At 66.0% G+C, this 13075-nt stretch carries 12 protein-coding genes; 4 read left to right on the top strand and 8 right to left on the bottom strand.

Translation table 11 applies throughout. The annotated features are described in order from the left end of the window. Positions 1-24: 24 nt before the first annotated feature. The gene (locus AC5P76_RS03865; RefSeq protein WP_065175563.1) at positions 25-636 is read left to right on the top strand and encodes a TetR/AcrR family transcriptional regulator; all 612 of its coding nucleotides are present in this window, start codon (positions 25-27) and stop codon (positions 634-636) included. 124 nt (positions 637-760) lie between these two features. After that, a complete protein-coding gene (locus AC5P76_RS03860) occupies positions 761-1789 on the top strand; it encodes an aminoglycoside phosphotransferase family protein (protein WP_053517554.1) in 1029 nt (342 codons plus the stop codon). A gap of 7 nt (positions 1790-1796) precedes the next feature. Here the strand turns inward: AC5P76_RS03860 and AC5P76_RS03855 are convergent, their stop codons facing one another. The 7 genes from AC5P76_RS03855 to amaB form a co-directional block, all read right to left on the bottom strand. Further along, positions 1797-2684 carry a DMT family transporter gene (locus AC5P76_RS03855; protein WP_065175629.1) on the bottom strand — a complete coding sequence of 296 codons (888 nt, stop codon included), beginning with the start codon at positions 2682-2684 and terminating at the stop codon, positions 1797-1799. A gap of 32 nt (positions 2685-2716) precedes the next feature. After that, positions 2717-3778: a UDP-N-acetylmuramate dehydrogenase gene (gene murB, locus AC5P76_RS03850; RefSeq protein ID WP_193396303.1), complete on the bottom strand. Its 1062-nt coding sequence runs from the start codon at positions 3776-3778 to the stop codon at positions 2717-2719. 8 nt (positions 3779-3786) lie between these two features. Next, complete coding sequence (locus tag AC5P76_RS03845; protein WP_253118782.1) at positions 3787-4842, bottom strand: quinone-dependent dihydroorotate dehydrogenase; 1056 nt, start codon at positions 4840-4842, stop codon at positions 3787-3789. An 8-nt stretch (positions 4843-4850) separates the two neighbouring features. Further along, positions 4851-5618: a class I SAM-dependent methyltransferase gene (locus tag AC5P76_RS03840; RefSeq protein ID WP_053517550.1), complete on the bottom strand. Its 768-nt coding sequence runs from the start codon at positions 5616-5618 to the stop codon at positions 4851-4853. Between the two features lie 5 nt (positions 5619-5623). Then, the gene (locus AC5P76_RS03835; RefSeq protein WP_053517549.1) at positions 5624-5908 is read right to left on the bottom strand and encodes a DUF4190 domain-containing protein; all 285 of its coding nucleotides are present in this window, start codon (positions 5906-5908) and stop codon (positions 5624-5626) included. A gap of 76 nt (positions 5909-5984) precedes the next feature. Then, entirely contained in the window at positions 5985-6788 is an 804-nt protein-coding gene (locus AC5P76_RS03830; protein ID WP_253118781.1) for an SDR family NAD(P)-dependent oxidoreductase, read from the bottom strand. Beyond that, positions 6788-8320, bottom strand: a complete 1533-nt coding sequence (amaB, locus tag AC5P76_RS03825; protein ID WP_253118780.1) for an L-piperidine-6-carboxylate dehydrogenase — start codon at positions 8318-8320, stop codon at positions 6788-6790. Before amaB ends, AC5P76_RS03830 begins: the two co-directional genes overlap by 1 nt. Before the next feature lie 591 nt (positions 8321-8911). Here amaB and AC5P76_RS03820 point away from each other — a divergent pair. Both AC5P76_RS03820 and AC5P76_RS03815 read left to right on the top strand, forming a co-directional pair. Then, entirely contained in the window at positions 8912-10261 is a 1350-nt protein-coding gene (locus AC5P76_RS03820; RefSeq protein WP_262917759.1) for an undecaprenyl-phosphate glucose phosphotransferase, read from the top strand. A gap of 148 nt (positions 10262-10409) precedes the next feature. Further along, positions 10410-10844: a low molecular weight protein-tyrosine-phosphatase gene (locus AC5P76_RS03815; RefSeq protein WP_253118778.1), complete on the top strand. Its 435-nt coding sequence runs from the start codon at positions 10410-10412 to the stop codon at positions 10842-10844. Between the two features lie 61 nt (positions 10845-10905). Here the strand turns inward: AC5P76_RS03815 and AC5P76_RS03810 are convergent, their stop codons facing one another. Then, entirely contained in the window at positions 10906-13011 is a 2106-nt protein-coding gene (locus tag AC5P76_RS03810) for a YjbH domain-containing protein (RefSeq protein WP_317233195.1), read from the bottom strand. Positions 13012-13075 lie beyond the last annotated feature (64 nt).

Here is a 13075-nt window from a genome sequence, read left to right as displayed (position 1 = left end):
TCCGTTCAGTTATCTGGTGTCGCCATGTCCCGTCCGCCGCAGCGCCTGACCGACCGCAAACGCGAGGCCATCGTGCGCGCGGCGGTGGAGGAATTCCGCACGGCCGGCTATGAAGCCACCAGCATGGACCGGATCGCGGCAGCGGCCGGTGTATCCAAACGCACGGTCTACAACCACTTCCCCAGCAAGGAAGAACTGTTCTCGCTGATTCTGGAGGAACTCTGGGAACGCAGCATGGCCGGCGTCGAGCTGCCCTACCGTGCGGAGCAGCCACTGGAGCCGCAGCTGCTCGCGTTGCTGGAGCAGAAGCTGGAACTGCTGGGTGATGCCAATTTCATCGACCTGGCCCGCGTTGCCATGGCGGAGATCATCCATTCACCCGAACGTGCGCAGGCAATCGTCTGTCGCATGGGCGAGAAGGAGAGTGGGGAAAGCGCCTGGATCCGTGCAGCGATCGCCGATGGCCGGCTGCGTGCGGTCGATCCCGAATTCGCCGCCCATCAGCTGCATGGACTGGTGAAGAGTTTCGCCTTCTGGCCGCAGGTAACGATGGGGCAGGCGCCGCTGGGGGCCGACGAGCGCGCGCGGGTGGCGGCATCGGCGGTCGCCATGTTCCTGGGCCACTACGCGCGCTGACGCCGTGGCAACCGCGTCGGCATGGCTCGCCCGGCCCGCAAGCACAGTGCTGTGACGGACATGTCTGTGCCGTCGATGCGCCATCTGCGATAGTGACGTCGGGTATCAATGCACGATTGCTTCCATGTCATCCGCTTCGGCGCGCCATATCGGCGAAGTCCTGCAACAGTCCTATGGCATCACCACCGCCGCCGTGGTGCCTCGCCCGGTTGGCGCAGACGCCAATGCCAGCGTTTACCGCATCGACGCGCGACGCGGTCAGTGGTGGTTGAAATGCCGCACCTACCAGGTGCAACCGGCGGTCTGGGACACGCTGCATTGGCTGCGGGGCACCCTGGGCATCGAGGAGATCGTGGCGCCCTGGCCGGCATTGACCGGCGGCGCGTCGGTCCAGCGCTGGGGCCTGCAGTTCACGCTGTTTCCCTACATCGAGGGCCAGTCCGGTTTCGAGGCGCCGCTCAGCCATGCGCAGTGGCTGCGCCTGGGCAACGTGCTGCGCCGGCTGCATGACGCTGAGGTGCCCGAATCGCTGCAACGCGCGCTGCCGACCCTGCGCCTTGAAGCGGATGCGTTGACCACCGTTGGGCGCTGGCTGCAGCCGGGCGATGCCTTGCCGGTCGCGCAGGATCGGTTGGGCAGCGCGTTCCTGGCCGTCTGGGAGCTGCGCCGCGAACGCATTGCCGAGGTCCACCGCCGCGCGTCGGAACTGCACGATGAACTGCGCGACGAACGGCCGCCGCTGCGGTTGTGCCATACCGACCTGCATGCGGGAAACCTGCTGATGGGTAACGAGGGCAACCTGCACCTGATTGATTGGGATGGCCTGTCCCTGGCGCCGCGCGAGCGGGATCTGATGTTCCCCGGCGCGGCGGTGGGTGGACGCTGGGGGCGCGAACGTCCGCTCGGTTTCGTGGAAGGGTATGGCCCGGACCTGGGGGACCCACGCTGGATCGCCTGGTACCGGCATTGGCGGATCCTGCAGGACCTGATCGAGTTCGAACAGGTGCTGCTGGGGGGCGACGCGCTGGAGCGCTCGCCGCAGCTGCGCCGTCAGTCGCTGCACTACCTGGGCGAACAGTTCGCGCCGGGCAATGTGTTCGACGCAGCCGAACGCGCGTATCGCGCGCTGGATGCGTCGCCGCTGCAGCGTTGACGGTGGATCATTCGGCGGGCTTGGCCGCCGCTGACGCCGCCGCCGTCGCCGCCCGCCGCGACAGCACGGCCTCGCGGTGGGCGATGTAAGCGTTGGCGGCCAGAATGATGCCCGCACCGACGATGGTCCAGCGGTCCACGGTCTCGTTGAACAGCAGCCACCCGCACAGGGTCACCAGCGGCAGCTGCAGGAAGCTGATCGGCGTCAGCGCCGACACTTCTCCCAGGCGCAGCGCGCGCGTCCACAGCAGCTGGCCGACCGTGCCCATCACGCCGGTGACCAGCAGCCACAGCCAGGCCACGCCACTGGGCCAGACCCAGACAAACACTGCCGGAACCAGCGAAAGCGGCACCCAGAAGACGTAGGTATAGAGCACTACGGTATCGGCGCTGTCCACGCGGGTGAGCTGCTTGATCTGGATGGCCACCAGTGAACTCAGCACCGCAGCGGCGACGGCGACCAGGCTGCCAGCGGTGAAGCCGGTGGTGCCCGGCCGCACGATCACCAGCACACCGATGAAACCGACCACCACTGCGGCCCAGCGGCGCACACGCACGGTTTCGCCCAACCACAGCACGGCGGCGATGGTGACGAACAATGGTGTGGAGTACGAGAGCGATACCGCCTGCGCCAGTGGCAGATGGCCCAACGCCCAGAACGCACACAGCATCGAACCCAGGCCGATTGCACTACGCACGAAATAGCGTGGCAGCTGCTGGGTCTTCAGCGGCGCATGGCCCGGCCGCAGCAGCATCGGCAGCAGTGCCAGCAGGCCGAACGCGTTGCGGAAGAAGGCGACCTCCTGGGTCGGTACGTAACGGGTGGCGTAACGGATCGCCACCGCCATCATGCCGAACGCCAGGGTGCTGCCGAGCATCAGCAGCGCCGCCCGCATCGGGGTGGCGCCGGTGGAAAGGGCGGGGGTGTTCACCACTGTGCGCCGAGCAGGCGGGGCTCCGGTTCGATTGGTACGCCGAATTTCTCCAGCACCGACGCGGAAATGCGCCGCGCCAGCGCAAGCAGCTCGGCCCCGGTGGCGTTGCCATGGTTGACCAGGACCAGCGCATGGCTGGCAGCAACGCCTGCATCGCCCTCACGGAAGCCCTTCCAGCCGCAGGCCTCGATCATCCACGCTGCGGAGACCTTGCGCCGGTCCTCACGATCGGCCGGGAACACCGGCAGGTCCGGGAAATGCTGCAGCAGCACGTCGACCTGCTCCAGGGGCAGGACCGGATTCTTGAAGAAACTGCCGGCATTGCCCAGCACCTCCGGATCGGGCAGCTTGCGGCGGCGGATCGCGATGACTGCGTTGGCCACGTCCACGGCACTGGGCAGCTCCACGCCCTGCGCCTGCAGTTCTTCGCGGATGCCGGCATAGTCCATGCGCAGGTCGTGCAGCAAGGGCAGCTTCAGCTCGATGGCGGTGATCAGGTAGCGGTCTGCCTGCTGCTTGAACACGCTGTCGCGGTAGGCGAAGCCACACTGTTCGTTGTCCAGCCGCACCCAGGCCTGCTCGTGGCAGTCCCAGGCTTCCACTGCCTGGATGAACTCGCCGACCTGTGCGCCATAGGCGCCGATGTTCTGGATCGGCGCTGCACCGGCCGTGCCTGGAATCAGGGCCAGGTTCTCCAACCCGGACAGGCCTTCCTGCAGCGACCACATCACCAGGCCGTGCCAGGGCACGCCGGCACCGGCGCGGATCACCGCATGATCGGCGCGATGCTCCAGGAAACTGATGTCGCGGTTGCCGAACACCAGCACGGTGCCAGGCAGATCGTCGGCGATCAGCACATTGCTGCCGCTGCCCAGCACCAGCAGCGGTCCGCCGGAAACCTCCGGCAGCGCCAGCACGTCCGGCAACAGCGATGCGTCATGCAGCTCCAGCAGCTGCGCGGCATTGGCACGCACGTGGAAGGTGTTCAGCGCCTGCAGCGGCGCGTTCCGGGTCAGTGTCCAGCGCAGCGGTGCGGCGGTGTCGAGTCCATCCATGGGGGGGCTCACAGCGGCGCCACCGCGCCACGGCTGGGCGCTTCGCGGCGGCGGCGGATCGCCTCCACGCATTCCGATACCAGCGCCGGCCCGCGGAAGATCAGGCCGCTGTAGCACTGCACCAGCGAGGCGCCCGCCGCCATCTTGGCCACTGCGTCGGCGCCGGACAGGATGCCGCCGACACCGACCAGCGGCACCGACTCGGGCAGGCGCGAGCGCAGCCGCCGCAGGACCAGGGTGGACTGTTCCAGGACCGGGGCACCGGACAGACCGCCGGCTTCGTTCGCCAGCGGATCGCCGGTCACCTTGCTGTGGTCGACCGTGGTGTTGGTTGCGATCACGCCGTCCACCTGCAGCTCGCCGAGCACGCGCGCAGCAGCGTCGATGTCGCGCTCGCTGAGGTCGGGCGCCACCTTCACCAGCATCGGTACGCGCCGGCCGTGCCGCGCGGCCAGGTCTTCCTGGCGGTCACGCAACTGGCTGACCAGCTGGCGCAGTGCGGTCTCCTCCTGCAGCTCGCGCAGGCCGGCGGTGTTGGGCGAGGAGATGTTGACGGTGATGTAGTCAGCCAGCGGGTACACCTTGTCGAGGCAGGCCACATAGTCGTCGACGGCCTGCTCGTTGGGAGTGTCCTTGTTCTTGCCGATGTTGATGCCGAGCAGGCCGCGACGGTTGCGCGCGCGCTCGACATTGCGCACCAGTGCATCCACGCCGGCGTTGTTGAAGCCCATGCGGTTGATGATGGCGTTGTGCGCCGGCAGCCGGAACAGCCGCGGCGTCGGGTTGCCCGCCTGTGGCCGCGGCGTGATCGTGCCGATCTCGACGAAGCCGAAACCCAGCGCGAACAGCGCATCGATGTGCTCGCCATTCTTGTCCAGGCCGGCCGCCAGGCCGACCGGATTGGGGAATGTCAGCCCGAACACGGTGCTCGGCAGCGGCGCGATGCGTGCGGCCAGCAGCGGCGTGGTGCCGGTGCGGTAGGCCACGTCCAATGCGGACAGGCCGAGGCCGTGGGCGCGCTCGGCGTCGAGCGAGAACAGGAAGGGGCGGGCAAGCGAATACATGCGTCGGTTCAGTCCAGCGTGCCGAGGAAGGCTCGGGTTCGATATTCAAAGGCGACCTGGCCGTTGACCGCGTGGGCCGCGAACAGATCCTGCAGTGCCGCCAGCATCGGCGCATGGCGCGGATGCCCGGGCTGTGGCGCATAGGAGGACGACAGCAGGCGGCCGCGCAGGGCGTCCAGATCCAGATGCTGCACGTTCGGCAGTTCCACCTGGCCGCGCAACCCGGCACCAAACCATGCCTGCATCGTGGCGTCATCCTGGTAGCGTTCGGCCACGGCGGAATAGTCCGTGCCGTAATCGAGCAGCAGCTGCTCATAGCCGACCAGGAACGGGCTGGCATCGAGCAGGCGTGAGTTCCAGTAGATCAGCGCCAGTCCGCCGGGGCGCAGGATGCGCTGCCATTCGACACGGACGGCGTCGGTGTCGAACCAGTGGAAGGCCTGCGCGGCACTGACCAGATCGACGCTGTGCTCTGCCAGGCCGGTGGCCTCGGCACGCCCATCGACGGCCTGGAACAACGGATATGCAGCCAGCCAGCCTTCGGCGGCGGCGCGCATGGCGGCGTTGGGTTCGACCGCGACCACAGGATGGCCGGTGTCGAGGAACAGACGGCTGGAAATGCCGGTACCGGCGCCGATGTCGGCCACCCGTGCATCGTGGTCGACGCCCATCGGTCCATGCAGCCATTCCATCAACGCCGGCGGGTAGTCAGGCCGGTAACGGACATAATCGGCGACGCGGCTGCTGAAGCGTTCGGTGCTGTCGGAGGAGGTCATGGCGTTCAGTTCGACAGTGCGGCGAGCCAGGCCAGGCCACCGAAGAAGAGGATGAAGGCCAGGACTGCCGCCAGGGCGGCTGCCACCATCACCCAGCCCAGCACCAGCCCGGTGACGGCCAGGCCATCGCCTTCGAGTTCATGCGGGCGGCGGCGGATCTCGGCGCGGGCCATGTGGCCGGTGACGATGGCGACGATGCTGGCCACGAAGGGCAGGACAGTCCAGGCGGCAATGCCCATGACCAGGCTGACCACGGCCAGGGCGCTTGTCTGTCGGGGTGCCACGCTCATCGGGTCCTCCTTGCAGTACGCACATGATAGTGCCTCCGTCCGGGCAATCCCATGGGCAGTGCCCGGCCCGAGCGGTTCAGCCCATCAGTACCTGGCCACCATCGACGTTCAGCACGTGACCGGTGATCCAGCGCGCCAGCGGCGAGCACAGGAACAGCGCGGCATCGGCAATCTCGCGTGGCTGGCCGAAGCGGCCGAACGGAATTCTTGCCAGGGTGCCGTGATACAGCGCCGGGTCGCTGGTTTTGCGCCGGTCCCACAGACCGTCGGCAAACTCGATGGAGCCCGGGGCGATGGCGTTGACCCGGATCCGGTCCGGTGCCAGTGCCAGCGCCTGCGACGTGGTGTAGTGCGAAAGAGCGGCCTTGGCAGCCGCATAGGGAGCGCCCCCCGGCCGGGGTTGCTGCGCGGCGATCGAGGAGAGATTGAGGATGCAGGCGTCGCTCGATTCGCGCAGCCAGGGCAGGGCGAGCCGCGAGGCCCGCACCGCGGCCATCAGGTCGACCTGCAGGCTTGCGGCCCAGCCGTCTTCATCGTCTGCCATGCCGTAACCGGTGGCATTGTTGACCAGCACGTCGACGCCGCCCAGGGACGCTGCGGCCGCATGCAGCCAGGCGTCGATCTGGCCGGGGTCGGCCAGGTCGGCGGCAAAGGCGTGCAGTGATGCCCCCTGGGCCACTGCGTCGGCCAGCAGGGCGTCGAGCCCCGCCTGACCTCGTGCGCAGACCGAGACATGGGCGCCGGCCGCAGCGAAGGCCAGGGCCATCTCGAGGCCGATGCCTTTGCTGCCGCCGGCAACCAGCACCCGGCGGCCGCTGAAGTCGAGGATTGGAGCCCCCGTCGGGGCCCCACTCTCGGCGACGTCCGGGCCGGGATGCATCACAGGTCGAACTTGATGCCCTGGGCCAGCGGCAGCGAATCGGAGTAGTTGATGGTGTTGGTCTGCCGACGCATGTAGACCTTCCATGCGTCCGAGCCCGACTCGCGGCCACCACCGGTGTCCTTCTCGCCACCGAACGCGCCACCGATCTCCGCACCGGAGGTGCCGATGTTGATGTTGGCGATGCCGCAATCCGAGCCCGCAGCCGACAGGAAGCGTTCGGCGGTCTTCAGATTCTGGGTGAAGATCGACGAGGACAGGCCCTGCGGTACCCCGTTCTGCATGTCGATGGCTTCGTCGATGCTGTCGTAGGGCATCACGTACAGGATCGGCGCGAAGGTCTCGTGCTGGACCACGGCATCACTGTTCTTCAGGCCGCTGACAATGGCCGGCAGCACGAAGTTGCCGGCGCGGTCGATGCGGGTGCCGCCGGTCTCGATGGTGCCGCCGGCGGCCTTGGCCTGGGCAATGGCGTCGAGGAACTGCTGCACGGCACCTTCGCTGTTCAGCGGACCCATCAGGTTGACGGCATCGGTCGGGTCGCCGATCTTGCCTTCCACCTGCTTGTACGCCTTGACCAGCGTGGCCAGCACGTCGGCGTAGATCGAGCGGTGCACGATCAGGCGGCGGGTGGTGGTGCAGCGCTGGCCGGCCGTACCGACGGCGCCGAACACGATCCCCGGCACAGCCAGCTTCAGGTCGGCGGTCTCGTCGAGGATGATGGCATTGTTGCCACCCAGTTCCAGCAGGCAGCGGCCCAGGCGGCGCGCCACCTTTTCATTGACGGTGCGGCCGACCTGGGTGGAGCCGGTGAAGCTGATCAGCGGCACGCGACGATCATCAACCAGCTTTTCCGACAGTGCGGTGCCGGCATCGTTGACCAGGTAGAAGATGTCCGGGAAGCCGGCTTCGCGCAGCGCGTCGTTGCAGATCTTCATCGAGGCGATGGCGGTCAGCGGCGTCTTGTTGGACGGCTTCCAGATGCACACGTCGCCGCAGATCGCCGCCAGGAATGCATTCCAGCTCCACACCGCGACCGGGAAGTTGAAGGCTGAAATGATGCCGACCAGGCCCAGCGGGTGGTACTGCTCGTACATGCGGTGGCCGGGGCGCTCCGAGTGCATCGTGTAGCCATACAGCATGCGGCTCTGGCCGACGGCGAAGTCGGCGATGTCGATCATCTCCTGCACCTCGCCATCGCCTTCCGGCTTGCTCTTGCCCATCTCCAGGGCAACCAGCGAGCCCAGCGCGTCCTTGTGCCTGCGCAGCGCCTCGCCGCACAGGCGCACGGCTTCGCCACGGCGCGGGGCAGGGGTGGTGCGCCACTGCTTGAACGCTTCCTGGGCGCGGGCGATCACCGTTTCGTATTCAGTCTCGGTGGTCGCACGCACCTGTGCGATCGGCTCGCCCGTGGTCGGGTTGACCGGGGTGATCAGCTCACCGCTGGCAGCGCTCGACCACTCCCCGTTACCCAGGTACGTGCCAGCGTTGATCGCGTCCAGGCCAAGGGACTTGAGCAGCTCGGAAGACATGCAGACTCCTGTGTTTCGTTACGTTGTTTGGCGTCATCGCGGGCGGGTGGGGGGCGATGAACAGAACCGCCGATGGTAGCAGAGGGCGATGAGCGGCCTTGGTGCAGTGCAGGGTGCCAGGGCTGGCGGACGTGCTGGGACGGGACGTCCCGGCGGCGCCAATCGGGTTGATCCTTCGGAGCGTGATGGGATGATTCCGTGCATCAAACGTCAATTTCTGGACGCTGTCGGACGCAGTGCGAATCATTTTGACGCATTTTGAAATATTAAAAAATAGGAATAGTTCTAATGACTTAGGGTGGGTCGGGCGGGTGAATGGGCGCACGACGGGCTGCCGCTTCCTACCAATTGCCTTTCACATCATCCACAATCACGTTCGACTTATTGACGCAATTCCGTCTGTTCGCACTGGCTTGGGGAGGCCTAGTATGCGACAGCCATCACATTGTAGTGCTGGATCGGAACACAGCTTGGAGAAGTGCAGTGCTACATGGATCGGTAGATGACCTCCCCGCAGAGCGTGCCGACGCCGGCCGCCGCCGGGTCGAAGCCCGGGCGGCCCTGGAACTGGGGCTTCGCCTCGGAGATCTGTTGCTCCTGCCCGGCATGGCTGCATTGGCCCACGTCGTGTGCTACGGGACGGCGGCGCCCGACCAGTCCCAGCGCATCGTCTTCGGTGCGGTGATTCTCAGCGCCATCGTCTGCTTCTCCATCGCACCGGTCTACCGCAACTGGCGCCTGCGTGGCCTGCTGGCCGACCTCTGGCTGCTGCTGCTGGCCTGGTCCGGAAGCTTCGCCCTGTTCTCCCTGTATGCCGTGCTGGTGGGGCTGGCCGATGCCGTTCCGTCGCGCTGGCTGGTGGGCTGGTACATCGGCGGTCTGGCCTCGATGGTCGGCCTGCGCGTACTGCTGCGTGTCCAGCTGCACCGGTTGCGTTCGCGGGGACTGGATCACGAGCGGATCCTGCTGGTCGGCCTCCGGGCGCCGGCGCTCAGGCTGCATCGCCTGCTGCGCGGCAAGCCGGAGATGGGCAAGGAAGTGATCGGCTACTTCACCAGCAAGGGCGACATTGCCACCCGGCGTGGCGGCGATGCCCCGCAGCGCCTGGGCGCACTGGATGATGTGCCGCGCTACCTGGATGCGCACCGGGGGGAGTTCGACCAGGTCTGGGTGTCCCTGCCGCTGGGAGATACCGCGCCCATCCGTGACATGCTCAAGCAGATCGAGCGGTTCCCGGTGCCGATTCGCCTGATTCCCGATACCACGGGCCTGGGAGCACTGAACCCGGGCGTGCACCAGGTGGGCGATGTGCCGATGATCGGCGTGCGCCAGGGCCTGGTGGACCACAATTTCCGCCTGTTCAAGCGCATCGAGGACATCCTCGTGGCCGGCGTGGCGGTCGTCCTGCTGGCGCCGCTGTTCGTGGTGCTGGCGATCGGCGTGAAGCTCAGTTCACCTGGCCCGATCCTGTTCCGCCAGCGCCGCCACGGCCTGGGCGGGAAGGAGTTCTGGATGCTGAAGTTCCGCTCCATGCGCGTGCATGAGGAAGGGACGGGGCAGATTACGCAGGCGACCCGGGGCGACCCGCGGGTGACCCGGTTCGGTGCCTTCCTGCGGCGCAGCAGCCTGGATGAGCTGCCCCAGTTCTTCAACGTGCTGGGCGGCAGCATGTCGGTGGTGGGCCCCCGTCCGCATGCGATCCAGCACAACAATCACTATGAACGGGTGATCGAACGCTACATGCACCGCCATTACGTCAAGCCGGGCATCACGGGCTGGGCGCAGGTGCACGGGCTGCGGGGCGAGACGCCGGAACTGCGGTCGATGAAGAAGCGCGTGCAGTACGACATCGACTACATCCGTCGCTGGAGCCCGGTGCTTGATGTGCGAATCATCATGCTGACGGCGTTCAAGGTTCTTGGTCAGAAGTCGGCCTATTGACAGTCGGACGCTGGAACTGAGACGTAATTCCATGAATTTCATGGCTATTTTCTCGCCAACAGCGGTGCTGTAGGGTACTCTGTGCAGCTGTCAGTGCTCCGTCTGCTCGGCGGGTGGGCCTGCGTGGAATGCCACAGGATCCAGGTCAGTGTTCAATAACGTACTTTTTGTTTGCGTCGGCAATATCTGCCGCAGTCCCTCGGCTGAAGTAATGCTTCGGCAGGCAGTGCAGGGTAGAGGCATCCAGGTGTCTTCCGCAGGTCTGGGGGCGCTCGTCGGACATGGCATCGACGCAACTGCCCAAGCGCTGCTGGCGGAGCAGGGCATGGATGGGCTGGATCACCGCGCACGCCAGATCGATGATGCCATCCTTGGGGCGGCCGATCTGGTGTTGGCCATGGAGCGCAAGCACATTCACCGCATCACCGAGATTGCGCCGCAGGCGTCGGGCAAGACCTTCCTGCTGGGCAAATGGCAGCAGGATCGGGAAATCCCCGATCCCTATCGCCAGCAGCGTCCTGCTTTCGAGCATGTCTACAGATTGATGGCCGAGGGCATCGAAAGCTGGGTCCGATACCTGTAGGTCCTCAGCGGGTGAACGTGCAGCAGGGCGGTCTTTGGCCGCCCTGCTGCGTTCCGGCAGGTCAATCGTCGATCGAGCGGATGTTGTCGTAGAAGAATCGCTCGTCGCGATCGCCGGTGATGCTGTACAGCGAATACTTGCGGCTGAGCATCGCGCCACCGTCGCGGATCAGGGGATTCCAGTTGAACGCGGCTCGTCCGCGTGTCGACCGTGGCAGGAATCCGTCCAGCGGGACGCTTATGTAGATTCCCTTGTCGAAGCTGCCTTCGCCGAAATCGCGTGCGGAAACGTTGGTCTTCGTTGCATAGGCTCCCATCGTGACGCCATTGTCGAAGACGCGGGCGACATCCAGGGTTGCGCCCTTGTCGCCCGCCAGATACTGGCCGACGGACAGCGAGCCCACGATGCGCTCGCGGGCGTCGAAACTGTAGTAGAAGGTGGCGTGCCCGGTCGTGACCTTGTAGTCGCGCAGATCCCAGCGCTGATCGAAGCCGCGTTGCTGCACGCGATTCAGGTTCGCGCTGACGGCCCATCGCTCACCGCCAGGACGATACAGCAGTTCACCGCCTACGCCGGCATACATCCACTCCAGGTAACCCGCGTACGCGATGCCATAGAGATCGCGGCCCAGACGTCCAGCCACATTGAACTGCAGATTTGGCAGCACCACATCCGAGTCCACCATGTACCTGCGCAGATCGGTGCGCACGCGCGGGAGTCGACTTGGGGCGTTGTACTTGAACTTGTCGTAATTGTTGATCAGATTGGCGCTGACGGTTCCTGTGAGCCACATGTTGGGGCGTACGAACAGGCTTCCGGAATAATTGGCGGCAATCTGGTAAAGGATGAAACCATCCGGGCCACCGAGATTCTGTCGGTAGCCGATGTTGAAGCCGCCGCCATAGGGGCGTGTCCTGGGTTCATACAACGTCTGGCGAGTGACGTCGTCGGGAGACTGCACCTCGGTGCTGCGACGTAGCACGTCCTCGCTGACCCGACCATCCAGATAGCCCACGAGGGCACTGCGGGCGACGGACGTGTCCACGATGGGCATTCCCAGTCGTGTTGTCCGCAGCGTGAACCACTCGTACTCGTCGCCCGTCGCATTGGCCAGGATGCGACCGGCTCGGCCCAAGCCCTTGGCGGCGTGGAGGTATCGGTTCTGGTAGCCGTCCACGTAGAGCTCATCGCCGCGACGGGAGATGCGCTCGACCCGGAAGCCCGCGTTCTGGGTGAGGTCGGCGCTGATGGCAGCCCAGTCCGGGCCGCCTTCTGCTGTCGTGGCGCCGGCGTCGGGCGCTGCGGTCGCCGCAACCGCGGATGCCTGCGGGTCGCGAGGCACGATCCGTTGCGGCGGAGGATCGAAAGGCTTGGGCGCAGACACTGCATGGCCGGGATTGCCGCGCCAGGTCAGCGAGAACATCGCCGCGTCACCGCGTTCCCACGCGGCGGTGAGTTCCACGTTGCGGTTGGGGACATAGACCAGCCCCACGTTGATGGGGGTGCGCTGTTCCAGGTTGTTCCCGCGCGGCTCGCGGCGGTAGTCGTTGCCGTCGTACTCGACCTTGACCAACAGGGAATCCAGCGGCGTCTGATAGCTGATGCCGCCAAAGATGCCGACCGGTCCCTTGAACATGTTGCTGAGTCCAAAGCGACCGGCGTTGTTGATGTCACTGCTGGCAACGGGGCGTCGATTCTTGAATCTGTCATCGATGGCGCCCAGCGGATTGGCGAAATCGCCACGGTTTCCGATGTAGCCGGTGGCCAGGCCGATCGAGGCATCAATGGGGCCAAGATTCTTGTTGGCAACCAGATATTCGCTGGAGAAGAAGCCGGTGCCACCTAGATCGCGTACACCGAAGGCCACTTCCGGCAACCATCGCGACTCCTGCCAGAGCCGCAGCTTGAAGTCGATCGATTTGTCCTTGTAGTTCTGGTTTCCCGCAATGCTCGGGCCATAGCGGATGTTGGACACGTTGATGTAGCGGAACGTGCTCTCAAGCCAGGGGAACGGCTGCAGCGTTAGGTTGTAGCGACTGTACGGGGAGTTGTGAGAGGCCGTGAAGCTGAGGTCGCCGTCGGATGCCATGCGTGCCGTCGGTGTCTGCAGGAGGCCGATGCCACCCCATTCGTTGGCGGTCGGCGGAGGGGCGTCCTGCGCCTGCAACGCGGCACTCAGTGACAGGGCAAGCGCGGTCAGCGCAAAGCGGGCTGGGCGCGGCACGCGTGCA

The organism is Stenotrophomonas sp. YJH_SMC_36, from assembly GCF_059369935.1.
Note: the sequence above shows the minus strand (reverse complement) of the source record. Positions and strands in the feature narration are given on the sequence as shown.